General features: G+C 61.4%; 18 protein-coding genes. 8 read left to right on the top strand and 10 right to left on the bottom strand.

What is annotated here, in order from left to right:
• Positions 1-178 precede the first annotated feature (178 nt).
• On the bottom strand, positions 179-1933 hold the full coding sequence (locus FHT75_RS28750; protein WP_063473869.1) for an alkaline phosphatase: 1755 nt from the start codon (positions 1931-1933) through the stop codon (positions 179-181).
• 86 nt (positions 1934-2019) lie between these two features.
• Here FHT75_RS28750 and FHT75_RS36420 point away from each other — a divergent pair, with 86 nt between their 5' ends.
• From FHT75_RS36420 to FHT75_RS28765, 3 genes are all read left to right on the top strand, one after another.
• The gene (locus tag FHT75_RS36420; RefSeq protein WP_028759181.1) at positions 2020-2232 is read left to right on the top strand and encodes a hypothetical protein; all 213 of its coding nucleotides are present in this window, start codon (positions 2020-2022) and stop codon (positions 2230-2232) included.
• A gap of 111 nt (positions 2233-2343) precedes the next feature.
• Positions 2344-3378 carry an aspartate-semialdehyde dehydrogenase gene (locus tag FHT75_RS28760; protein ID WP_047615853.1) on the top strand — a complete coding sequence of 345 codons (1035 nt, stop codon included), beginning with the start codon at positions 2344-2346 and terminating at the stop codon, positions 3376-3378.
• Between the two features lie 273 nt (positions 3379-3651).
• Positions 3652-4473, top strand: a complete 822-nt coding sequence (locus FHT75_RS28765; protein WP_047616076.1) for a lytic transglycosylase domain-containing protein — start codon at positions 3652-3654, stop codon at positions 4471-4473.
• Positions 4474-4590: 117 nt separating this feature from the next.
• Here FHT75_RS28765 and FHT75_RS28770 read toward each other — a convergent pair whose 3' ends face one another.
• From FHT75_RS28770 to pdxY, 3 genes are all read right to left on the bottom strand, one after another.
• Positions 4591-6210 (bottom strand): GGDEF domain-containing protein, encoded by a 1620-nt coding sequence (locus FHT75_RS28770; protein WP_048338413.1) that lies wholly within the window; start codon positions 6208-6210, stop codon positions 4591-4593.
• Positions 6211-6306: 96 nt separating this feature from the next.
• Complete coding sequence (locus tag FHT75_RS28775) at positions 6307-6948, bottom strand: carbonic anhydrase (RefSeq protein WP_047615856.1); 642 nt, start codon at positions 6946-6948, stop codon at positions 6307-6309.
• A gap of 71 nt (positions 6949-7019) precedes the next feature.
• The gene (pdxY, locus tag FHT75_RS28780; RefSeq protein ID WP_063473870.1) at positions 7020-7895 is read right to left on the bottom strand and encodes a pyridoxal kinase PdxY; all 876 of its coding nucleotides are present in this window, start codon (positions 7893-7895) and stop codon (positions 7020-7022) included.
• An 18-nt stretch (positions 7896-7913) separates the two neighbouring features.
• On the opposite strand from pdxY, the gene FHT75_RS28785 reads away from it, so the two are divergent.
• Genes FHT75_RS28785 through FHT75_RS28795 form a run of 3 tightly spaced genes read left to right on the top strand, consistent with a single transcriptional unit; the run spans position 7914 to position 14360 of the window.
• Complete coding sequence (locus FHT75_RS28785; protein ID WP_176707331.1) at positions 7914-8159, top strand: hypothetical protein; 246 nt, start codon at positions 7914-7916, stop codon at positions 8157-8159.
• 12 nt (positions 8160-8171) lie between these two features.
• Positions 8172-12947, top strand: a complete 4776-nt coding sequence (locus FHT75_RS28790) for an NAD-glutamate dehydrogenase (RefSeq protein ID WP_047615860.1) — start codon at positions 8172-8174, stop codon at positions 12945-12947.
• Positions 12948-12971: 24 nt separating this feature from the next.
• A complete protein-coding gene (locus FHT75_RS28795; RefSeq protein WP_052213387.1) occupies positions 12972-14360 on the top strand; it encodes an MFS transporter in 1389 nt (462 codons plus the stop codon).
• Between the two features lie 52 nt (positions 14361-14412).
• Here FHT75_RS28795 and purH read toward each other — a convergent pair whose 3' ends face one another.
• The 4 genes from purH to htpX all read right to left on the bottom strand — a co-directional run bounded on the left by purH (position 14413) and on the right by htpX (position 20367).
• The gene (purH, locus tag FHT75_RS28800) at positions 14413-16029 is read right to left on the bottom strand and encodes a bifunctional phosphoribosylaminoimidazolecarboxamide formyltransferase/IMP cyclohydrolase (RefSeq protein ID WP_063473871.1); all 1617 of its coding nucleotides are present in this window, start codon (positions 16027-16029) and stop codon (positions 14413-14415) included.
• A 107-nt stretch (positions 16030-16136) separates the two neighbouring features.
• Positions 16137-17810: a heparinase II/III family protein gene (locus FHT75_RS28805; protein ID WP_063473872.1), complete on the bottom strand. Its 1674-nt coding sequence runs from the start codon at positions 17808-17810 to the stop codon at positions 16137-16139.
• A 215-nt stretch (positions 17811-18025) separates the two neighbouring features.
• On the bottom strand, positions 18026-19414 hold the full coding sequence (locus tag FHT75_RS28810) for an RsmB/NOP family class I SAM-dependent RNA methyltransferase (RefSeq protein ID WP_063473873.1): 1389 nt from the start codon (positions 19412-19414) through the stop codon (positions 18026-18028).
• Positions 19405-20367, bottom strand: coding sequence for a zinc metalloprotease HtpX (gene htpX / locus FHT75_RS28815; protein ID WP_047615869.1), 963 nt, complete (start codon positions 20365-20367; stop codon positions 19405-19407). Before htpX ends, FHT75_RS28810 begins: the two co-directional genes overlap by 10 nt.
• A 110-nt stretch (positions 20368-20477) precedes the next feature.
• Between htpX and FHT75_RS28820 the strand changes: the two genes are divergently transcribed.
• Complete coding sequence (locus tag FHT75_RS28820; RefSeq protein ID WP_047615871.1) at positions 20478-20702, top strand: DUF1674 domain-containing protein; 225 nt, start codon at positions 20478-20480, stop codon at positions 20700-20702.
• A 268-nt stretch (positions 20703-20970) separates the two neighbouring features.
• Here FHT75_RS28820 and acs read toward each other — a convergent pair whose 3' ends face one another.
• A complete protein-coding gene (gene acs, locus FHT75_RS28825) occupies positions 20971-22926 on the bottom strand; it encodes an acetate--CoA ligase (RefSeq protein WP_047615873.1) in 1956 nt (651 codons plus the stop codon).
• 231 nt (positions 22927-23157) lie between these two features.
• On the opposite strand from acs, the gene FHT75_RS28830 reads away from it, so the two are divergent.
• Positions 23158-23856: a DUF1013 domain-containing protein gene (locus FHT75_RS28830; protein ID WP_047615874.1), complete on the top strand. Its 699-nt coding sequence runs from the start codon at positions 23158-23160 to the stop codon at positions 23854-23856.
• 82 nt (positions 23857-23938) lie between these two features.
• On the opposite strand, the gene FHT75_RS28835 is transcribed toward FHT75_RS28830, so the two are convergent.
• On the bottom strand, positions 23939-24874 hold the full coding sequence (locus tag FHT75_RS28835) for a flagellin (protein ID WP_063473874.1): 936 nt from the start codon (positions 24872-24874) through the stop codon (positions 23939-23941).
• Positions 24875-24884 lie beyond the last annotated feature (10 nt).

Raw genomic sequence — 24884 nt, forward strand, 5'->3', positions numbered from 1 at the left:
TCCCGGCCGTTAGCATCGGCCCGAAAATCGGAACGATTTTCGGAAAGCACGATGCTAGCTTCAAAGTGTTACAGCGTCCTTTTGCGCGTCTGAAAGACGCGCGGCGCTGTAATCGGCCGGGACCATGATCGATGAAAGAGGCAAGGCCGGCAAGCGACCTTGCTGAACGGGCTTCAGATCAATTCGTCTGCTTGGCGCCGAGCGCGAAGGTGTCGGCGAGCACGCGATAGACGTCGCTCTGTTCCATGTAGCCATGGAAACCTTCAGCGCCCGGACCGGCCGACTGCAGGACGACGTCGTCAGCGGCGTGCACGCCGGAGTCGCCGCTCTTCGGAATATTGCCCTGGACGAAGACGGCGCCCGGAACATCCTTATACTGCTCGTTGGCGACATATTCCTTCTTTTCGTTCTGGACAGCCGGAACGAACGGACCGTCGAGCTTCGGACGGAAGGTCTCGTAGTGATCGGGGCCGTTATTGGCACTCAGGAACAGCCGGCGGCTGACGTCGATCCTGTCGGGATAGCCGTCGCCGTTTTCATCCTTGTAGTTCGGGAAGCCGGCCTCGGCATAGATCCCGACCTTTTCGCGCATTTCCGTGCCGGGCTTGTCATCATCGACGGTGCCGATGATCGATACACCATGCGCATGGTCGCCGGTGACGACGATCAGAGTGTCCGGATGGGCCTTCTGGAATTCGCGGGCAACGCCGATGGCCTGGTCGAATTCGATGGTTTCCACGACGGCGCGGTCCCAATCGAGCGGATGGGACATCTTGTCGATCGAGGAACCTTCGACCATCAGGAAGAAACCATCAGGATTCTTGGAGAGGCGGTCGAGCGCAACCTTGGTCATGGCGACGAGACCCGGCTGGTTCGGGAACTTGTCGACGGTGCCCTTCTTCAGGAACTCGCGATCGAGCGTCACGTCCATATTGCCGGTGTGGAAGAGACCGAGCAGATTGCCTTCCGCCGATGCATTGGCTGCGAGCTCGTTCTTGTCGGTCGCAAGCTTGTAGCCGGCATCCTGAAACAGCTTGATGTAGTCCTGGTTGTCCTTACGCTTGGAACCGGCGACCTCCTTGCCGAGGAAATAGGCCGAGCCGCCACCAAGCAGGATTTCGGGCTTGACGTCGAGCAGCATGCCGACCACATCGGCCTTGTCGTTGCGGTTGCGGGTATGGGCAACGACCGCAGCCGGCGTAGCGTCCTCGACCTCGGCCGTTGCAACGATGCCGATCGACTTCTTGGTCAGGCGGCGGACGGCTTCTGCGAAGGTTTCGACACGCGGGTCATCGAGTGAGGCCGGCGTACGGTCCGCGTAGACGCCGATCGCGTTGACTGCCGTCTTGTGGCCCGTCATGTAGGCCGACATTGTATTGGCCGAGTCCGTATCGACGGCGTTGGTCGCCGACGTGCCGATAAAGGCCATGCGCTCGAGATCGTCCATGTTCAAGCGGCCATTCGCCTTCCCTTCAGTCATGCCCTTGGACATGATGCGGGCAGCGGTGCGATGCGCAACGGAAAGCCCGTCGCCCAGCAGGAAGATGATGTTCTTGGCCTTCGGCTGGGCTACGGTTTCGTAAACGTTCCAGGTGACGGACTTCGTCTCGTCTCCGGCAGCAACTTCGACCTTGTAGTCGCCCGGCGCGGAAATCTTCAGGCCGCGCAGCAGGAGAGCAGAGCCGAGAGCCTTGTCATCCTTGCCTTTTTCCAACTCGACGAACTGCGCTTCGCCCCCGAGCACGGTCTTGTAATCCTGGCCGTTGACGGTGATCTTCACGTCTTCGGGCTTGACCTGCTTGTTGAGCTCGATCTTGAAATCGAATGGCGAACCGACGAGGATCGTCGCGCGATCGAGCGGATAGACCGTTGTCGCCTGAGCGGCGCCCGCAAGGATGGTGGTGGCCGCAAAGGCGGCAAGAAGCGTACGCATGGAAAACCCCCGTTTTCGTGCAGACATTGATAACCGGGCCGGGATACCTCCCAAGGATGACAGCGGCATGACAAAACGTCGCAGCGCTGCGGCCGCCGCCTTTGCCTGCCGGCTCGGAGTGCAAAAACCTTGACTCCTGTGGAAAACCTTCTAAGAGCAACAGCGGAAAAGGAATCTCCATGGTTCGCGACGAACACGCCATTGCCGAATGCAATGACCGGGCACGAGTTGCCGGGGTGGACATTGCCGTTCCGGTTTCCGCCAAAACCAAGGCCAAAACGACGACGAAAACCGTCTGACGTCTCTGGCCTGCCGCTCTCTCCCCGGCTCGGCTGGGGACAGGAAGACGCGATCCGTCGCGCCTTTCCCCTCACCGAACAAGAGGAGAGAAGAGAAAGAGAGCTTGAGAAATGGGTTTCAAAGTAGCAGTTGCGGGAGCGACCGGAAATGTCGGCCGGGAGATGCTCAACATCCTCTCCGAGCGCGGCTTCCCCGCCGATGAGGTCGTGGCACTCGCCTCCTCGCGTTCGCAGGGCACCGAGGTTTCCTACGGTGACCGGACGCTGAAGGTCTCCAATCTGGAGAATTACGATTTCTCCGATACCGACATCTGCCTGATGTCGGCCGGCGGCGAGGTCTCCAAGAAGTTCTCGCCGAAGATCGGCCAGCAGGGCTGCATCGTCATCGACAATTCGTCGGCTTGGCGTTACGACGCCGACGTGCCGCTGATCGTGCCGGAAGTGAACCCGGATGCCATCAGCCAGTTCACCAAGCGCAACATCATCGCCAATCCGAATTGCTCGACCGCCCAGCTGGTGGTGGCGCTGAAGCCGCTGCATGACTTCGCCAAGATCAAGCGCGTCGTCATCTCGACCTATCAGTCGGTCTCCGGCGCCGGCAAGGACGGCATGGACGAACTCTTCAACCAGACGCGCGCCGTCTTCGTCGCCGATCCGATCGAGAACAAGAAGTTCACCAAGCGCATCGCCTTCAACGTCATTCCGCACATCGACGTCTTCATGGAGGACGGCTACACCAAGGAAGAGTGGAAGGTGCTGGCCGAGACGAAGAAGATGCTCGATCCGAAGATCAAGGTGACCTGCACGGCAGTGCGCGTGCCGGTTTTCATCGGCCATTCGGAATCGGTCAATATCGAATTCGAAAACGAGATCACGGCCGACCAGGCTCGCGACATCCTGCGCGATGCACCGGGCTGCCTCGTTATCGACAAGCGCGAGAACGGCGGCTACATCACGCCATATGAATCCGCCGGCGAAGATGCGACCTACATCTCACGCATCCGTGAGGATGCGACGGTCGAAAATGGCCTCAACATCTGGGTGGTCTCCGACAATCTGCGCAAGGGCGCAGCGTTGAACGCCATCCAGATCGCCGAGCTGCTCGTCAATCGCGGTCTTGTCAAGCCGCGCAAGCAGGCCGCCTGATACCATTTGTAAACCATAATAGGGTAAAGCCCTGCCGATGAAGGCGGGGCTTTTTGCCGGGCCGTAAGCGCCTCTATTCATAAGCGCTTACTAAAAGGTGATCGTGACAAGATCGCTTTCGGCTGGCATTCTGCCCGGCGTCAAGCCAGGGCGTGCCGCCCGAAACCGTTGAGTGGTTTTGGGAAAACGGCATGCACAGACCGAAGATTTAGGGCGCGTCGCATGGTTCCGATCGGCCGCGGCGCGCTTCAGCAGACTGGAGCGGGGTTTCTCATGCGCATGACAACATTCCTTCTGGCAGCGTTTACGGCAGCCGGCGTTCTTCACGCGCTGCCGGCAGCGGCCCAGGGCGCCCAATGCGGCAACAATAGCAGCGGTTTCAATGCATGGGTCGCCGACTTCAAGCAGGAAGCAGCGGCAAACGGCGTCAACCGCTCGGTCCTCGACCGCGCCTTCGCCAACGTCAATTACAACAAACCGACGATTGCCGCCGACCGTGGCCAGAAGAGCTTCAAACTGTCCTTCGACGCTTTCATGCAGAAGCGCGGCGGTGCCGCCATCATCTCCCGCGGCCGCAGCATGAAGACTGCCAACCAGGCGCTTTTTGCTTCGATCGAGCGCCGTTTCGGCGTTCCGGCTGGCCCACTGATCGCAATCTGGGGCATGGAAACCGGTTTTGGCAGCTATATGGGCAACCAGCATACGCTGTCGGCTGTTTCGACCCTTGCCTATGACTGCCGCCGTTCGGAATATTTCACCGACCAGCTCTATGCCGCGCTCCAGCTCGTTTCCGAAGGTTATCTGAGCCCGCAGGCCAAGGGTGCTGCCCATGGTGAAATCGGCCAGACGCAGTTCCTGCCGCGCAATGTCGTGCGCTTCGGTGCCGATGGCGACGGCGACGGCCGCGTCGACATGGTCGGTTCCCGGGCCGATGCGCTGGCCTCGACGGCGAATTTCCTCAAGGGTCACGGTTGGCGCCCCGGCGCCGGCTATCAGCCCGGAGAGCCGAATTTCGTTGCCATCCAGGGCTGGAACGCCGCCACCGTCTACCAGCAGGCGATCGCCTATATCGGCCAGCAGATCGACGGCAGATAATGCATGTCGCCCGGAAGCGTGCAGCGGTTCCGGGACAACGACATGCATAAAACAAAAGGACTTTAAGTCTTTATCGACACCGATAGCCGGAAACGCCGCTGCGATATGCGGCGTTTTTCATTTGCGGGAATCAAAACCGCCGCCGGACGCCGTCTTGCGTCGCTCCTCCGGGGCCGAAGCCTGCACGATCGGTCCCGAAACCACGCAGTTGCGGCCGGAGGCCTTGGCGGCGTAGAGCGCCAGGTCGGCGCGTTTGACCAGATCCTCGAAGTTCCTGTTGGAGACTTCATTTGCCCGGCCGGCGCATCCGAAACTCGCCGTTACCTTGAGAATTTCGCCGCTCGGCAAGGGGATTTCTGCCGCCTCGATCGCCAGCCGCACACGCTCGGCAACGATTACGGCATCGTCGGGCGTCGAATCCGGCAGAAGCGCCAGGAACTCCTCGCCGCCATGGCGCACCAGCAGATCGAAGGAACGGAAATTCTCGCGCGCAACGCCCGCGACCTGCCGGAGCACGGCATCGCCGGCGTCATGGCCGTGAACATCGTTGGTCCTCTTGAAATGATCGAGGTCGAAGAGCACGACGGAGATCCAGCGCGACCCGTGCTCGGCTTGTGTGAGAAGCGCCGATGCGGCGACCTCGAAGCCGCGCCTGTTGTACAGGCCGGTCAGAAGGTCTGTCTGGGCGGCATTGCGCAACTCGCCCACCAGCGTCTCGCGATCCCGCGTCAGACGGTCGATCAGGCGCAGGCCCCTTGCCGCCAGCACCATCACCAACGTGGCGAGAATGAGCAGGCCGGCGCACAGCGCCAGAATCCGCGTCAGATGTATGTGCGCGCGTCTCGAAAGGCTCTCGCCGGTCTCGTGAATATCTTTTGCGGCCTCGACCATCTTCTGCTGCAGGAAGGTCATGCGTTCGCTCTGCGCGGCGGCCCAGACGTCGCGCACGGCCCGCGTCGGCCGCGATCCGGCAAGGATGGCGTCGGTGATCGCATTCGCCTTCACCTGACTGCTGCGGCCGAGATAGGCGACGATCTCGCGCACGATCGGCGCCGCGGAATGAAAGACCATGTGGTCCATGCCCTCACCGAGCATGGTCTTGCCCTGTACGAACTGCTCCACCGGAAATCTGGCGGAAACGCCGCGATCGAGATAGCGGGTGCCGACGCCGGTAATCAGCCTTTCGCCGTAATACGTCAGCAGGATGCCCATCAGCTGGTTGGATTTCTCAAGCAGCATCGGATCGCTGATCAGTGGTGAAAGCGCATCGACGACGGCAAGCTGCTTGAGAGCCGCATACCAGTAGATGGAACCGGGATCGCTGCCGGCATAACGGCCCTGGTCGACGGCGCTGCGCGCGGCAATGATGCGGCTGTATGCAAGGCTGAGAACCGACAATTCGCCGACGAGGCCGTCGTCGAGCGTATCGCGGGAGGGCAGGCTGGCATAGAAAGCGCGGCGCTCGCGATCGAGCGTCACCCGGCTTCGTTGCATTTCGGCGGCAGTCGTGCTGCCGGGGTATGCGAGGTAGAGGCGGGTGGCGGCAATTTCACTCAGGATCTCCGTGGCGGCGATGGATCCGCCGCGGGCAAGCACATCGGCGAACTGCCGGTCCTTTTCGAGATCCCTGTATTGTTTGATTGAAGAGCGTATGACGACGACGCCTTCAATCAGCATGAAGACGAAGGGCAGCAGAATGGCGGCCAGGATAACCCGTTTGATGGTTTCGAACTTCATCGCCAATCGCCACGGTGATCAAAACGTCGGTCGTGAGCGACCAATTGACGGTGAGCTTAACAACAATCCTTAAAAAACTGATAAACCGGCGCGTCCTTAGATTTCGGGACGAATGAAGTCGCGTGTCTCGGCGTCCATGACCCAGAGTTCACCGGTCGAAATGTCGAACCAGGCGCCGTGGAGATGAAGTTTCCCCGCTTCCTCGAGCGCCTTGATGTCGGGAAAGCTTCTGAGATTGCTGATCGAATTGCGAATGGAGACGCGCTCCAGCGCCGTCTGCCGTTCGGCGGCCGTCATCACGTCGTTGCTCTGGATCTGCTCGGCGGCGGGTTTGACCAGCGACATCCAGCGACCGATGAAGTCACCCGGCGACAATGGCTCGGCGTTCGGATCGAGCGCAGCCCGAATGCCGCCGCAACGGCCATGGCCCATGACGACGATATCCGTGACCTTCAACACCTGCACGGCAAATTCGAGAGCGGCCGACGTCGAATGGAAATGGCCATCCGGCTCGTAGGGCGGCACCATGTTGGCGACGTTGCGGATGACGAAGAGCTCGCCCGGGCCGGCATCGAAGATCAGCTCCGGCGCCGCCCGCGAATCCGAACAGGCAACGACCAGCGTATGCGGACTCTGGCCATTTTCGGCCAGCTGCCGATACCTGTCGCGGGCGTCGGCATAACGCCCGTTCATAAAGTTGCGATAGCCGTCCAGAAGAGGTGTTGGAAAACGCTGCATGCTTCTGGATTAGCGCGCGCGGAAGACAAGATCAACTGCTGCACCGCAAAATGAGCGCATTGGCAGATGCGTCATTTTTTCCGCCGCTGCACCGGGTGCACGAGTCGGCGCATCTGCACCATGGCCATCGGCGTCGAAAGACTGGACGCATCGCTCGCCAGCATCAGTTCGTTGCTGCCGCGCTTGACGGCACGCGCGAGGACCTCGAAGACGCTGGCGGTGGCAAGCTGCAGCGCCTTCTCGTCCTCGAGCCCGGAAAGCAGGCGCGACAGGAAGACGGCGGCAAGCAGGTCGCCCAGACCATTCGGCGGATTGTCGACGACGCGGTGCTCGGCAAGAAGCGCGTGACGGCCGGAAAGATAGAGATTGCCGGTGCCGCCCGCCATCATCGGCACGGCCGAAGTGACAAGCATGCGCGATGGTCCGAGCGCCAGCGCCGCCTCCATGATCGCGCCATTGTCTTCGAGCGCTGCCCCTGAAAGCCATGCAAGCTCATAGCGGTTCGGCGTCGCCAGCGAGGCGAGCGGAATAAGGTGGTCGCGAATGGCCTCCGCGGTTGCTTCCGGTACATAAAGGCCGCCGAGATCGCCCATGACGGGATCGCAGACATAGACGAGCTCGGGATTGTTTTGCCGGAGCGCATCGACCAGCCGGGCGACGGAGCGGACCTGAGCGGCGTTGCCGAAATAGCCGGAAAGCACCGCCTTGACTTCGCCGATCCAGGGCGCGCGGATGAGATCGTCGATCGCCGCGTCGAAATCCGTTTCCGCAAAAGTCAGCCTCGTCGAGCGGCCATGGCCAGGATGCCAGGGCAGCACGACGGTCGGCAGGGCCCAGACCGGGTGGCCAAGCGTCTCCAGCGCAAAGACGGCTGCCCGGTTTCCGACCGAGCCACGCACCACATGGCTGGAGATGACGATGACTGCACCCGCTGCATTTTCCGACATGATATCCAGATCCGAATGATGACCGCGTTTGATGATCTTTTTGACGCCACGCTGTCAACCATTGTTCATGCGGGCGTGGAATTGTGCGGCGGAACGAAAATCCTGAAGACGGAACTTTCTCTTTCATTTCGCCACGAAAGCGGAAAATTTCTTGGATTTTCTCGTTTCGAGCGCCAAAAAAGCGCCAAAACAATCCTTCGAACCTCTCTTTTAGAGATTTTTTCGAAGAATCTTCTGCTAGCTTGCAGAAAATCAGACCATTGAGGGAGGCGATCCATGGCTGCCAGAAACAATCCGAAACGGGAAAAGCAGATCGAAAGCGCGCGCAAGATCGCCAAGGCGACGGGCGAGGCGCATCTCGATCCGGAAATTCTCTTCGGCCGGGCAAGCAATGATGATCTCGAACTCTATACGCCTGAAATGCTGGCACTCTCTGCCGTACACTCGGCAAAGGAACTCGCCGCCTGGAGCGGCAAGGCGCCGCGCGTCAGCATCGACACCATTGCCGACGTGACGCCGGATGGCATCGCCGTCTCGGTGCTTTCAGTCACCGACCGGAACATGCCTTTTCTGTTTGAATCGGTCATGGGTGAAGTGACAAGCAGCTATCGCGACCTGTTCATGGCCGTGCATCCCATCCTGGTCATGGAAAAGGGCAAGGCGCCTGCGCTCTATTCCGCCGATCACCCGAGCGACCCGACCAATCGCGTCAGCCATATCCAGCTTCATATTGCGCCGCTCAATTCCACCCAGACCGCCGATCTCGTCAAACGCATCGAAACCGTGCTCGAACAGGTGCGCCTGTCGGTGTCCGACTGGAAGCCGATGCTTTCCAAGGTCGACGGCGTGATCGCCGAGCTTTCGGCCAATGGCACCGGCCGCAAGAAGGCCGATCGCGACGAAGCCGTCGCCTTCCTGACCTGGCTGCGCGACGAGAATTTCACTTTCCTCGGCATGCGTGAATATGTCTATTCCGGCAAGGGGAGCGATGCCAGGGTCGAACGCGACAAGGGCGCAGGCCTCGGCATCCTCTCCAACCCCGATGTTCTCGTGTTGCGCACCGGCAAGGACGCAGTGACGACCACGCCTGAGATTCTTGCCTTCCTCGACGGCCCCGACTTCCTGATCGTCACCAAGGCGAATGTGAAATCGATCGTCCATCGCCGGGCCTATATGGATTATGTCGGCGTCAAGCGCTTCGACGCGCAAGGCAAGGTCACCGGCGAACTGCGTATCGTCGGCCTTTTCACCTCGACGGCCTATACGTCGCTGGCCTCGGAAATCCCGCTGCTGCGTTCGAAGGTCGAGAAGGTGAAGGAGCATTTCGGCTTCGACCCGATGAGCCATTCCGGCCGGATGCTCGACAATACGCTGGAATCCTATCCGCGCGACGATCTCTTCCAGATCGACACGACGCTGCTTGCAAGTTTTGCCGAACAAATCAACGACCTGGCCGATCGGCCGCGCGTGCGCGTCCTGCCGCGCATCGACCATTTCGATCGCTTCGTCTCGGTGATCGTCTACGTCCCGCGCGAGGAATATGACTCGATCGTTCGTGAGCGGATCGGCACCTATCTGAAGACCGTCTATGACGGCCGTGTCTCCGCCTATTACCCGGCTTTCCCGGAAGGCGGCGTGGCGCGCGTACATTTCATCATCGGCCGCTCCGGCGGCAAGACGCCACGCATTCCGCAGGCAAAGCTCGAGCAGATGATCCGTGAGATCACCGCCCGCTGGGACGACCGTTTCGAGGCACTGGCCGGAGCCAAGGCGCCGAAGATATCGGTCGACCAGGCCTTCCAGGATTCCTTCACCCCGGAGGAAACCGTGGCCGACCTTGCCGATATCGGCGCCTGCGCCGCAGGCGAGCCGCTTCGCATCCAGTTCTACCATCGTCAGGAAGAGCAGGGCCGCACCCTTTCCTTGAAGATCTTCCACGCCGGCGGCCAGCTGGCGCTGTCGCGCCGCGTGCCGCTTCTCGAGAACCTCGGCTTCAATGTCGTCAGCGAACGTACCTTCGACATCGGAGTGCCGGCCGCCGATGCAGAAACGAAACTCGTCGTGCTGCACGACATGGAGCTCGAAACCCGCAATGGCGGCGAAATCGATCTGGCGCGTTACGGCGCCGCCCTCGAGGAAGCCTTCGTAGCCGCCTTCGCCGGCACGATCGACAATGACAGCTTCAACCGGCTGATCATTTCGGCCGGGCTTTCGGCGCGCGAGACCAACGTGCTGCGCGCCTATGCGCGTTATCTCCGCCAGGCCGGCATCGCCTATTCGCAGGACTATATCGCAACGACGCTCGACAAATATCCTGTCGTCGCCGCCGCCATCTTTCGTCTCTTCCATGACACGCTCGACACCCGGCTGTCGGAGAAGGTCCGCGTGAAGAAACTTGCCGAACTGCACCAGGCGATCGAGGCAGAGCTCGCCGACGTGCCGAGCCTTGACGACGACCGTATCCTGCGCCGCTACGTCAATATCGTCGATGCGACGCTGCGCACCAATTATTTCCAGAAGAACCCCGACGGCTCGCCGAAACCGATGCTGGCCTTCAAGCTCGATCCGCACCTGGTCGACGGGCTGCCGGAACCGAAACCCTTCCGCGAGATGTTCGTCTACGGCGTCGAAGTCGAAGGTGTGCACCTGCGCTTCGGCAAGGTGGCGCGCGGCGGCCTGCGCTGGTCGGATCGCGCCGAGGATTACCGCACCGAAGTGCTCGGCCTCGTCAAGGCGCAGCAGGTGAAGAACGCGGTCATCGTGCCGGTCGGCGCCAAGGGCGGCTTCTATCCGAAGAAGCTCCCGGTCGGCGGCAGCCGCGACGAGATCTTCAATACCGGCCGCGAGGCTTACAAGACCTATATCCGCACGCTGCTTTCGATCACCGACAATATATCGGGCGCCGATATCGTGCCGCCGAAGGATACGGTCAGGCTCGACGGTGACGACCCCTATTTCGTCGTCGCCGCCGACAAGGGCACCGCGACCTTCTCCGACACCGCCAATGCATTGGCGCAGGAAGCCGGCTTCTGGTTGGACGACGCCTTCGCTTCCGGCGGCTCGGCCGGTTATGACCACAAGAAGATGGGCATCACCGCCCGCGGCGCCTGGGAAACCGTGAAACGCCATTTCCGCGAAATGGACATCGATATCCAGACGACACCTTTTACCGTCGCCGGCGTCGGCGACATGTCGGGCGACGTCTTCGGCAACGGCATGCTGCTGTCTCCAAAGATCCGGCTCATTGCCGCCTTCGATCATCGCGACATCATCATCGATCCCGATCCCGACATGGAAAAGGCGCTGGCCGAACGTCAGCGGCTCTTCGACCTGCCGCGTTCGAGTTGGCAGGATTTCGACAAGAGCAAGCTCTCGAAGGGGGCAATGATCATTTCTCGCTCGGCGAAATCGGTCACACTGACGCCGGAAGCGGTTGCTGCAATCGGCATCGACAAGGCCGTGGCCACGCCCTTCGAAATCATCACGGCGATCCTGAAGAGTGAGGTCGACCTGCTCTGGTTCGGCGGCATCGGCACCTATGTGAAAGCGCCTTCCGAAACCGACACCGAAGTCGGCGACCGCGCCAACGACCCAATCCGCATCACCGCGGTTGAGGTGCGCGCCAAGGTGATCGGCGAGGGCGCAAACCTCGGCGTTACCCAGAAGGGCCGCATCGCCTATGGTCTGAAGGGTGGACGCTGCAATTCCGACGCCATCGACAACTCGGCCGGCGTCAACACCTCGGACGTTGAGGTCAACATCAAGATCGCGCTGGCCGCCGCCATGCATGACGGACGCCTGACGCGGGCAAAACGCGACCAGCTTCTTTCCTCGATGACCGGCGAAGTGGCGGCCCTGGTGCTGCGCAACAATTACCTGCAGTCGCTGGCGATCTCGCTGACAGAACGCAAGGGCACGGCAAATGGCCTGGAACTTGCGCGCTTCATGACGGTTCTCGAAGGCGCCAAGCAGCTGAATCGCAAGGTCGAGACGCTGCCGGATGACCAGACCCTCGCCGAACGCTATGCTGCCGGCAAGCCGCTGACGCGGCCGGAAATCGGCGTGCTGCTGTCTTATGCCAAGATCGTGCTCTTCGATGCGCTGGCCGCAAGCGATCTGCCGGATGATCCCTATTTCACCGCGACGCTTTCGAATTATTTCCCCGTCAAGATGCAGAAGACGAATGCCGGCGATATCGCCAGCCATCGCCTGAAGCGCGAAATCGTCGCGACGGTGCTTGCCAATGAAGCGATCAACCGCGGCGGGCCGAGCTTCACCGTCGCCATGATGGACGCGACGGCGGCCTCGGCGCCGGAAGTGGTGCGCGCCGCGATCGTTGCCCGCGACGGGTTCGACCTGACCCGGCTCTGGTCCGAAACGGACGCTCTCGACGGCAAGATATCAGGTGAGATGCAGAACCGCATCTACGAGGAAATCAGCCATAGCTTTATCGTGTTGACGCGCCTGCTCTTGAAGACCGGCATGACCAAGGCCGATATGGCGGAGGTGATTAGCCGGCTGCAGGCGGCCCTGAAGAAGCTGAGGCCTGCCTTCGCCGAACAGGCGGCCGGCGATACCGCCGCCCGCCAGGCAGAGTACGGCCACGCAGGCGTGCCCGAAAAACTCGCGGCCGAGATTGCCAACCTCCAAAGCTTCGCGCTGGTGCCGGAGATCATGCAGATTGCCGAACGCACCGGCGAGCCCCTGGTGCGCGCCGCTGAAAACTACTTCGCGGTGTCGCAGACCTTCCGTATCGCTAGGCTGCTGGCGGCCGGCGGACGGATCCTCACCTCCGACCATTACGAGAATCTGGCGCTCGCCCGCAGCATCGACCAGATCGCCAGCGCCAGACGCGACATCGTCATCTCGGCTCTTTCCGATCACGGCAAGGAAAAGCTTCCGGTTCAGGCCTGGCATGCGCAGGATCGCATCCGCATCAACCGTATCCTCGAAGAGCTTTCGAGCCTCAGCGACGGCGGCGATCCCAACCTTGCGCGTATTACCGTTGCCGCAGGTATCCTGACCGATCTTGCGCGCGACCGGGCGAGGTGAGACAGTCCGCGAAAAAAGGAGCGGATGTTGAATCGCATTGACTGGACAGGAACGCAACCGCCGAAGGCCACGGAGAAGGGCATATGGGGGTGGATGTTCTTCGATTGGGCAGCGCAGCCCTTCTTTACCGTGGTCACAACCTTTATCTTCGGGCCCTATTTCGTTTCCCGCCTGACCGATGACCCGGTTTCCGCGCAGACGACGTGGAGCAACATGGCGACGATCTCCTCGGTGATCATCGCCCTGCTCTCACCCGTTCTCGGCTCGATCGCCGACCAGTCCGGCGCACGCAAACCCTGGATCGGCTTCTTCGCCGTCATCAAGATCGCCAGCCTTTCCTGCCTGTGGTTTGCCGCCCCGGGTTCACCAGTCCTCTATCCCGTCATTTTCATGATCCTCGCCTCGATCTCGGCGGAGTTTTCGATCGTCTTCAACGATTCGATGATGCCGCGCCTGGTCGCCAGGCACGAGGTCGGAAAACTCTCCAACACCGCCTGGGGGCTCGGTTATCTCGGCGGCATGATCGTGCTCATTGCCGTCGTGACGCTTTTGGCGGCAAGCCCCGAGAGCGGCAAGACCATCCTCGGCCTCGATCCGCTATTCGGTCTCGATCCCAAGACCGGCCAGGATGCACGCATCACCGGGCCGATCTCGGCCGTCTGGTACCTGATCTTCATCCTGCCGATGTTCTTGTTCACACCCGATGTCGGCAAGGGTCTTCCCTTCGGCACCGCCGTCCGCTCCGGCTTGCGGGAGCTCAGAAACACGCTAGCCGAACTTAAGGAGCGCCGCGGCATCCTGACATTCCTCGTTGCCCGGATGATCTATCAGGACGGCGTCAACGGCCTGCTGATCCTCGGTGGAATCTTTGCGGCCGGCATGTTCGGCTGGGCGACAATCGAGATCGGCATCTACGGCATCATCCTGAATGTCGTCGCGATCTTCGGCTGCCTGATCGCCGGCCGCATCGACAAGGGCGTCGGTTCGAAGGTGACCGTCGTCATCAGCCTGACCATGCTGCTTCTCGCCACCATCGGCATCATCTCGACAGGACCGGGTTACACGCTGTTCGGACTGATGCCGCTGCCGATGGCCGATTCCGGTGGCCTCTTCGGGACCGCGGCGGAAAAGGCTTATATCCTCTATGGTCTGCTGATCGGGCTCGCCTTCGGGCCGGTGCAGGCCTCGTCGCGCTCCTATCTCGCCCGCAGCGTCAGCCCCGAGGAGGCCGGCCGCTATTTCGGCATTTATGCGCTTTCGGGGCGCGCCACGAGTTTCATGGCGACGCTGCTCTTCTCGCTGGTGACCTATATCAGCGGATCACCGCGGCTCGGAATGGCAACGCTGATCCTGTTTCTCGCCGGCGGACTGGTGCTCTTGATCCGCACGCCCTATCCGGCCGATCGGGCATAGGAACGGGCCCGATCAAGCCGGAGATGAGCGCGTGGCCGCGCCCGATCCTTATTCAATGGCGGAAATGGCGCATGCCGGTGAACACCATCGCGATGCCGTGTTCGTTGGCGGCATCGATGACTTCCTGGTCGCGCATCGAGCCGCCCGGCTGGATAACCGCGGTCGCCCCTGCGGCGATCATCGACAGAAGACCGTCAGCAAAAGGCAGGAAGGCTTCGGAGGCGACTGCCGAACCATGGGTCATCGGCACGGCAAGGCCGAGCGCCTTGGCGGCCTCCTCGGCCTTCAAAGCGGCGATGCGGGCCGAATCGACGCGGCTCATCTGGCCGGCGCCGATACCGGCTGTCTGGCCGTCCTTGGCATAGACCACGGCATTCGATTTCACATGTTTGCCGACCTTGAAGGCAAACTTCATGTCATCAAGTTCCCGTGCCGTCGGCGCGCGCCTGGTGACGACCTTGAGTTCCAGATCTTCGACCATGCCGTTGTCCCGGCTCTGGACCAGCAGGCCGCCGGAAACGGTCTTTGCCGTCAGGCCTGCGGCACGCGGATCGGGCAGGCCTCCGGCCGACAGCAGCCGCAGATTCGGTTTGCGGGCGACGATCGCCTTCGCCTCCTCCGTCACATCCGGCGCGATGATCACTTCGGTGAAGAGCTTGACGATCTCTTCGGCCGTTTCGGCGTCCAGCGTCCGGTTGAGGGCAATGATGCCGCCGAAGGCGGAAACGGAATCGCAGGCGAGCGCCCGCTGATAGGCTTCGACCAGGCTCGATCCGGTGGCAACACCGCAGGGATTGGCATGCTTGATGATGGCGCAGGCCGGCGCTGTCTCAGGCAGGAACTCGGCGACGAGCTCGTAGGCGGCATCCGTATCGTTGATGTTGTTGTAGGAGAGCTGCTTGCCCTGGAGAAGGGTGGCCGTAGAAACACCCGGGCGCTTCTCGCCGGTGACATAGAAGGCCGCCTTCTGATGCGGGTTTTCGCCGTAGCGCATCTCTTCCTTCAGCGCACCGCCGATGACCCGGTGGTGCGGCGTGTCGATCGACAGCGCCTCGGCGAACCAGTTGGAAATCATCGCATCATAGGCGGCGGTGCGGGCATAGGCCTTGGCGGCCATGCGCTGGCGGAAGGCATAGCCAGTCTTGCCGTCATCTGCGGAAACCTGCTCCGTGAGTTCGGCATAATCGGCCGGATCGGTCAGAATCGTCACATAGGCATGGTTCTTGGCCGATGCGCGGATCATCGCCGGACCGCCGATATCGATATTCTCGACAGTCGTCGGATAGTCGCCGCCGGCGGCGCGCACCTCCTCGAAGGGGTAGAGATTGATGACGGCGAGGTCGATGCTCTCGATACCGTGCGTTTTCATCGCCTCCTGGTGTTCGCTGTCGTCGCGGATCGCCAGCAGACCGCCATGCACCGTCGGATGCAACGTCTTGACGCGCCCGTCCATGATCTCCGGAAACCCGGTGATTTCGGAGACATCGGTGACGGCGAGACCGGCAGCAGTGATCGCTTTATAGGTGCCACCGGTCGAAAGCAGGCGGACGCCCCTGGCAGACAGGGCGCGGGCGAGCTCGACGATCCCGGTCTTGTCGAAGACGGAAATGAGTGCGGTCTTGATTTCGACCTTGTCGGGGGCGGGGATCTTCTTGGAAATGACGGCCATGAAACCTTCTCCGTTCGGGCTTCGGGAGATATCCGCGAGGGATGCTCGCATGCTGGCGTCGCGTTAGCACAGCTTTGCCGCCGCGCAAACAGGCGTCGGCACATGATCTAGCCCTTGCGGGACAGGAACCAGCGGATTTCCGTCTTCTCGGCAAGATCGAAATCGATCTCGATCTGGTCCGAACCGCAGATGCCGGAGCTGTCGGCGAAAAAAATGTCCTCGGTGATCAGCACTTCATTGCCGGGTGCCGAAAACAGCCAGCTCTCACCGTCCGGCGCCGTCAACAGCACAGACTCGCCGTCACTCTGATGCAGGACGATCGCGGGATGGATATGAAAACGGGCGACAGCATTCAGGGGCTCGTCACTCTCATATCCTTCGCGGACGACGAGCCGGTCGCGGCCTGTCACGATCGAGCCCGCGGCATTGAGGGTCAGTTCACGCTCGTGCAGCACCCCGAACACCCTGAGATAACCGTCATGGCTGAGCTTGATGCCGTCGCGTCCATCCTCCGTTTCGGCGCGCTCGACGGTGACTGTCTTGACCGGTTCGATGATCGCGTGATTGAGGAAGGGCGAGGGCGAAAAACGGCTGGACGAGGTGTCGTTGATGATGACGGTCGAATGCGCCGCAGTCGTGCGCGCCATCTGGACATAGCGGTGCCCGGCAAATTTCGGCGAGCCGGAATTGACGATGAAGCGATGGCGGCCGGACGACATCTCGAAGGAGAGGCTGCCGGCATGCGCGGTCCGCCGCCCGCCTGCCGAAGGCGGCGTGCCGGTATCGGCAATGATCACCGTCTTCCCGCCGGAAAGCCGCTGATAGCGCGAATGCGGCAAAGCTTTGAACGGCTGACCGGCGGTCTCGTCATATCGCAGCACCGACATCAGCTCGTTTGCGAGCGTCGAGGTCGCTCCGTTGAAGAGCGCCAGGTCGCCGTCCTGATGGCGAAAGAACCGCAATGCCGGATACATGCGGTCGATGCCGGAGATCAGCTTCTGCGGCAGGTCATGACCGAGATTGACATAGGTCTGCCTGAGCGGCAGCAGATCAAGCAGCAATTCCAGCCCGACACGTGGATTGCGCGAGATATGGCCGCCATCCGACAGAATCTGGCTATCGAACTCGCGGTCGAGCGCCTGCGCCGCCCTTCTGAGCGTGGAGGCGCGCGCCGGCATGGCAACGGAGGCCATGGCGAGCGCAATACGCAGCCGAAACAGCTCCAGGCCGCCGAGGGTGAACGGCGCCATGCGGTGCAGGAACCTCACCTGGAACGCCAGCGACTTCATGAAGCGGCGATAGAAGCCGCGATCGGCGTTCTGCAGCACCACCGGTGAATGCGACAGCCAGGCAATGACGCGCTGGGCGGTGACGTCGGTCTCCCAGGCGACCCCCTCCATCCGGCCGGCATGGATGGAAAGCCAGCTGTCGACGATCGCGCGGGCGGCAGCCGAGCTGCGCTCCGTCTTGTTCGCCCGCATATGCCGCAACCAGCCGAAGCTATGAAGACGGATCGCGAAGGGGCGCGAGGGCAGGGTGAAGGTGAAGGGCGACTTTCCGTTGGTTTCCAGCATCCGCCCGGCCAGGAGAAAACGTCCGTTGAGGATCTCGTCGGCCACATGCGGATCGATGCTGCGCAGATCGGTCGGCGCGACGATCAGACGCTCGGGCACCTTGATCGAATGGCGAAAGAGCTTCAGGCGCAGCAACGCGACGCGGCGCAAGGCGCGCCGCCAAGCCTCCCGAACATACATGCTCGCAAAACGCCGACCAAACTGCATATTCTATTGTCTATTGACCCTCGTGGTTAAGAATAGGTGAAAAGCGGCCGATTTCATCGTCCGCAATGAATTAATTCGTGACAAGGTTCGAATATACGCAATTAACGCGTTTCAACGGCATCATGCGGGCGGTTTTGTGAGAACGGCATGCGTGATGCCGGGCTGTGAAATGTCTGGCTTGGCGGAGATTCGCCTGGGCGCGCTCAAGCCTGCAATCAGGCCACGCGACGCAGCACAGCCGCATAGAAGCCGTCGAGGCCGGAGGCAATGCCATCGGGCATTTTCAGCATGGTGGGAAGCGTACGGAATTCGCCGAGCGGTGTGATCGCCGCCTCGAGGCCGGGCCAGTCGCCGGCACCGATCGAAACGCGCTCGACCGCATCCGTATCGGAAAGAACACGGGCGACGACGTCCTCACCCTCGGCAGGGTCGAGCGAGCAATTCGAAAAAACCAGCGTGCCGCCCGGCTTCAGCAATGTCAGCGCATGGCGCAGCAGCCGTTCCTGTAGCGCCGCCAGCCTGGCAATATCCTCAGCTCCTTTGGTCCACAGCACGTCAGGGTGCCGGCGTGTCGTGCCGGTGGAAGAGCAGGGGGCATCGAGCAGGATCGCATCGAAACGCTCCGCCGGCTCGAACGTCGTCAGGTCTGCCGCAATCGTCTCGGCTTTGAGGCCAAGCCGGTCGAGATTCGACCGCAGCCGTCTTAGCCGGCTTTCCGACTGGTCGAGGGCGGTGACTTCGCCACCGGCAAGAATGAGCTGCGCCGTCTTGCCGCCGGGCGCGGCGCAGAGATCGGCGGTACGTCTGCCCGAGAGATCGCCGAAAAGCTTGGCGGGGATGCTTGCTGCCGCATCCTGCACCCACCATTGGCCCTCATCGAAGCCTTCGAGCGCAGGAATGCCGCCGTCGAAGGCAGCAAGCCGCACACCGCCCGTCGGCAGGGCAACACCGTTCAGCCGCTTGGCCCAGCCTTCAGGGTCGGATTTGACGGTCAGATCGATCGCGGCCGGCTCGAGCTGGGATTCCGAAATCGCCAGCGCCGCATCCCGGCCATAAGCCTTCTCCAGCCTGGCGATGAACCAGGCCGGCATCGGCGCGACCTTGCCGATCTCACCCAGCACCTCAGCCTTTTCGCGGCCGAGCCGACGGAGGATGGCATTGACCAGCTTGGCGAAACGGCGATTGCGCGGGTCCTGATTGGCCTGCTCGACGGCAAGATCGACAGCCGAATGATCGGGCACGTCGAGATAGAGGATCTGCGCCGCGCCGATCGCAAGCACATGATGCAGCGCCCTTGCCCCCTCCGGCAGCGGCGAATCCAGCAGCCCGGCAATGGCGGCATCGATGCGCGGCAGATGACGCAGCGTCGTGTTCAGGATGGCGCGGACGAGCGCCCGGTCGCTTTCGCCGAGCGCCCGATAGGCCGGATTGCCGTGTTCATGATCGAGAGCGCCGTCGAGCGGCAGCTTGCGGTCGACGACGGCAGCAAGAATTTTTGCCGCGGCGGCGCGCGCCTGCATGCCGGGTTTAGCCGGTGCGGAACGCTCGGCGGAGGGCTTTTGCTTGCGGAATGGCTTCTTCGTGCCGTCTGAATTCAAGACCACGGACCTTTTGGCGGTTGCGAACCACCGCGACCAAGGCCCGTATCCGGAACAGAGCGCGATTTGCGCGACGGATTAGCAGCACGCGCCGGCGACGTCGAGACATTCATGCCGCCTTGCGCCATGTCATACAGGGCAGCGATGCGGTTTTCCGTGTTCGGATGGGTCGAAAACAGATTGTCCATCCGCTCTCCGGAGAGCGGATTGATGATGAACATATGTGCCGTCGCCGGATTGCGCTCGGCATCCTCGTTCGGAACATGGGCGGCACCGCGCGCGATCTTGCCGAGCGCCGAAGCGAGCCAGAGCGGATTGCCGCAGATCTCGGCGCCGCGGCGGTCGGCCGAATATTCGCGCGTGCGGCTGATCGCCATCTGCACCAGCATGGCGGCGAGCGGCGCCACGATCATCGCGACGATGACGCCGATGAAGCCGAGAGGATTGCTGTTGTTGTCACGATTGCCCCCGAAGAAGAAAGCGAAGTTGCCAAGCATCGAGATCGCACCGGCAAGTGTTGCCGTGATCGTCATCGTCAGCGTGTCGCGGTTCTGAATATGCGCCAGTTCATGCGCCATTACGCCCGCCACCTCCTCGGGAGACAATGCGCTGAGCAGGCCGGTCGAGGCGGCCACGGCAGCATTGTCGGGATTGCGGCCGGTGGCGAAGGCATTCGGCTGCGGGCTGTCGTAGAGATAGACCTTCGGCATCGGCAAGCCGGCATTGCCGGCGAGATCGCGCACGATCCGGAAAAACTCAGGCGCGTTGCGCTCGTCGACCTCCTGCGCGCGATAGGCCGAAAGCACCATCCGATCGGAATTCCAGTAGGAGAAGAAATTCATGCCGGCGGCAATGACGAAGGCGATCATCATGCCGGCCCGACCGCCGATCAGGAAGCCGACGAACATGAAAAGCGCCGTCATGAAGGCAAGCAACATGGCAGTGCGGACGAGGTTCATTGCGGATCTCCATCTCCGATTTCGGCGTCCCAAGCTTTCAATCCCGGCGCCGGCGCATTATGATTTGGTTATTCACCAGCCATTTTCAATATTTTCCGGCAGGAGAAGGCATGCAGGACGCTGATAATGACAATAGCGAAACGCCGGTAGCCGAGGGGTCGGAGCCGCGGCGCAAGATGCTGTCCCCGGCTGCCAGGCGCGCGCTTGCCGAAGCCGAAGAGCGGCGGAAGAACCATAAACCGCTGGAACTGCCGCCGGAGACCGGCGGTCGCGGCGGAGCCGAACCGGCGCGCTTCGGCGACTATGAGATCAACGGCCGGGCGATCGATTTCTGAGTAATATTCCTATTGGCGTCTTTCGATCGGAATATGCGGATTTACGAAATCACTATGGCGGAGCTGCACTCCACGCAGATGGCCTATGTAAGTAGAATCCGGCTAACGAGCCTTAGGCTCCAGTATTTTTGCCGTATCCTGATGTCGTCTTGACGGACGGACGTTGCCTCACCGAGGGCTTCGCCCGTGATTGCGGTCAACGCACGCCAATGCGTCGACGAAATGGGAGCCGCTCCGGAAGCCGCGAGGGACGGAGCGGCTCCATATCTCAGGCCGTCGCCTTGTTCTGTCGGTTGGCGATCAGATCGTCGACCACGGCGGGATCGGCGAGCGTCGAGGTGTCGCCAAGTGCACCGAAATCGTCCTCGGCGATCTTGCGCAGGATGCGGCGCATGATCTTTCCGGACCGGGTCTTCGGCAGACCGGGCGCGAACTGGATCTTGTCGGGCGCGGCGATCGGGCCGATTTCCGCCCGCACATGTTTCACCAGTTCCTGGCGAAGCGCGTCCGAACCATCGTGACCGGCCATCAGCGTCACATAGCAATAGATACCCTGGCCCTTGATCGGATGCGGATAACCGACAACAGCAGCTTCCGAAACCAGATTGTGCGAGACGAGTGCCGATTCCACCTCTGCCGTGCCGAGCCGATGGCCGGAGACGTTCAGCACGTCGTCGACACGGCCGGTGATCCAGTAATAACCGTCCGCATCGCGCCGGCAGCCGTCGCCGGTGAAATACTTGCCCTTATAGGTGGAGAAGTAGGTCTGGATGAAGCGCTCGTGATCGCCGTAGACCGTGCGCATCTGACCCGGCCAGCTGTCGGTGATGCACAGATTGCCGTCGGCCGGGCCGTCCAGCACCTTGCCCTCATTGTCGACCAGCTGCGGTTTGATGCCGAAGAACGGGGTCGTCGCCGAACCGGGTTTCAGATCGGTGGCACCTGGCAGCGGCGTGATCATATGGCCGCCGGTTTCCGTCTGCCACCACGTGTCGATGACAGGGCAACGCTTGTCGCCGACGACATTGTAATACCACTCCCAGGCTTCGGGGTTGATCGGCTCGCCAACGGTGCCGAGCAGGCGTAGCGAAGAGCGCGAGGAGCGCGTGACGAAGTCGTCGCCGGCGCCCATCAGCGAGCGGATCGCTGTTGGCGCCGTATAGAAGATATTGACGTTATGCTTGTCGATGACTTCCCAGAAGCGGCCCTGGTCCGGGAAATTCGGCACGCCCTCGAACATCAGCGTCGTTGCGCAGTTGGCGAGCGGCCCATAGACGATATAGGAGTGGCCGGTGACCCAGCCGACATCGGCCGTGCACCAGTAGACGTCGCCGTCGTGATAATCGAAGACATATTCATGCGTCATCGCCGCATAGACGAGATAACCGCCGGTCGTGTGCAGCACGCCTTTCGGCTTACCGGTTGAGCCTGACGTATAAAGAATGAAGAGCGGATCTTCCGCCTTCATCTTCACCGGCGGGCATTCCGCCTTCACGGTGGCGATTTCCTGGTGATGCCAGAGATCGCGGCCTGGCGCCCAGCCGGTCTTGCCACCGGTGCGGCGAACGACCAGAACCTTCTCCACGATCACGTGCTGGCGTGCCGCGATATGAATTGCGGTATCAGTATTGTCCTTCAGCGGCACCGGCTTGCCGCCGCGCACACCTTCGTCGCATGTGATGACGAAGGTGGATTCGCAGTCAACGATGCGCCCCGCTAAGGCCTCCGGCGAGAAACCGCCGAAGACGACCGAATGCACCGCGCCGATGCGGGCGCAGGCGAGCATCGCATAGGCGGCTTCCGGGATCATCGGCATATAGATGGTGACGCGATCGCCCTTTTTGACGCCGTGCTTCTTCAAGACGTTCGCCATCCGGCAGACATGCTCGTAGAGCTCGTTATAGGTGACCTTCTTGTCGATATAGGGGTTGTCACCTTCCCAGATGATCGCCACCTGGTCGCCATTCGTTTTCAGATGTCGGTCGATACAGTTGTAGGAGACGTTGGTCTGGCCGTCCTCGAACCACTTGATCGAGACCTTGCCGGTAAAGGAGGTGTTCTTGACCTTGGTATAGGGCTTGAACCAGTCGATCCGCTTGCCGTGCTTGCCCCAGAACTTGTCCGGGTTCTCGACGCTTTCCTCGTACCATTTCAGGTACTTTTCCTTATCGATCAGGGCGCGCGCCTTCACCGGCTTCGTAACCGGATAGATCTTCTCCGACATGGAACTCCTCCTCATGGGACATGCGATGGGCCGCGCCGGCAAAGCGGGCCTGGATTTCAAATCAGGGCAATTCATAGCAGTTCGCATCGTGGCGGCAATTAGACAAAGGTCATTTCATTTTGGAAGAATTGCAATTCTGCGACAGTGCGGTTATATAGCGGCATATTTCCCGGACATTGTGGTGACAATCCACGGACCGCGACCGGCGCGGACGATAGAAGGACTATATCCATGGCTCAAACACTGCTCATGCCGAAGGCGACAGCCATCTGGCTCGTCGACAATACGGCACTGTCTTTCGATCAGATTGCGCAGTTCTGCAAACTGCATCCGCTCGAAGTCAAGGCGATCGCCGATGGCGAAGCGGCGCAGGGTATCAAGGGCCTCGACCCGATCTCGACGGGACAGCTCTCCCGCGACGAGATCGCCCGCGCCGAAGCCAATCCGAACCACAAGCTGAAGCTTTCCGAACCAAAGGTGCGCGTGCCGGAATCCAAGCGCCGCGGCCCGCGTTATACGCCGGTTTCGAAGCGTCAGGACCGCCCGAACGCCATTCTCTGGCTCGTTCGCAACCATCCGGAGCTGAAGGACGCGCAGATTTCCCGCCTCGTCGGCACGACGAAATCGACCATCGAGCAGATCCGCGAGCGCACCCACTGGAACTCGGCCAACCTGGCGCCGATGGATCCGGTAACGCTCGGCCTCTGCAGCCAGATCGATCTGGACATGGAAGTGGAAAAGGCCTCCAAGGGTCGTCCGCTGCCGACCGCCGCCGAGCTTGGCGCGACGCTGCAATCGGCACAGGAAACCGAGCGCCTGACCCCGAGCTACGAGCGCGAAGAGGAAAAGGAAATCGATGCCGACGCCGTCTTCCGCAAGCTGAGCTCGCTGCGCTCAGCCCCGAAGGACGAGGACGACGACCAGTACTGAGATATCGGTTATCTCATGAAAAACCCCGCCGGTCTGGCGGGGTTTTTTATTGCCTATTGCCTGTAGAAGATCACGACGCGCTTTAGCTGCGGAACAGGGTGAGGATGTTCTGCGCCGAGCTGTTGGCAATCGACAGCGACTGGACGGCCAGTTGCTGCTGCGTCTGCAACGCCGAGAGCCTGCTCGATTCCTCTTCCATATCGGCATCGACCAGACGTCCGACGCCGGAGTCGATTGAATCGTGAAGACCGCTGACGAAATTTTCCTGGAGCTGGATACGGGTCGAGATCGAGCCGAGAGCCGAGCCGGCGGCGGTCATGGCGCCGAGGACCAATTCGACGCCGGTCAAGGCCGCGTCGAGCTGGCCCTGGGTGAAACCGGTAATGTCGAGATCATAGATCGACGCCATGATGATAACTTTGCCGCCATAGGTTCCGTTGAAAGCCGTGCCGATGATGCCGCTGGTCGTTTCGATCGCGCCGGTGCTGGTCATGCCGAAGAGCACGTTTCCAAGCGTGCCTGAATCGAGCACATAGTCCGTCGTCTTGACCGAGACGGCATTGCTGCCGTCGCGGACGAAGGACGAGACGACGCTCTTCGTGCCGGAAGCGCCGGCGACCCAGTTTTCACCCGAGAAGGATGCCGATTGGGCGATGCTGAGCAGCTGCTCCTGCAGCTGATCGAGCTCCTGCTGGATCTTCGTCTTGTCGACGCCTTTTTCCGTGGCGGCGACGATCTTCGCCTTGATTTCGCTGACGATGTCGAGGGCACTGTCCATGGCCGAATAGGCGGTATCGACCTTCGCCGCGCCGAGACCGAGGGCATCCGAGACGGCCGAAAGCGCTTTATTGTCAGAACGCATGGTCGTTGCGATCGACCAATAGGCGGCATTATCAGCCGCCTTTTCAACACGATAACCCGAGGAAACGCGACCCTGGGTGTCCTTGAGACTATCGTTTACACCGCGCAAAGTCTGCAGCGCTGCCATGGCAGCGTTGTTGGTGAGGATGCTTGTCATGATCCGTTCC

Source organism: Rhizobium sp. BK112, assembly GCF_014193215.1.
GTDB classification, from domain to species: domain Bacteria; phylum Pseudomonadota; class Alphaproteobacteria; order Rhizobiales; family Rhizobiaceae; genus Rhizobium; species Rhizobium anhuiense.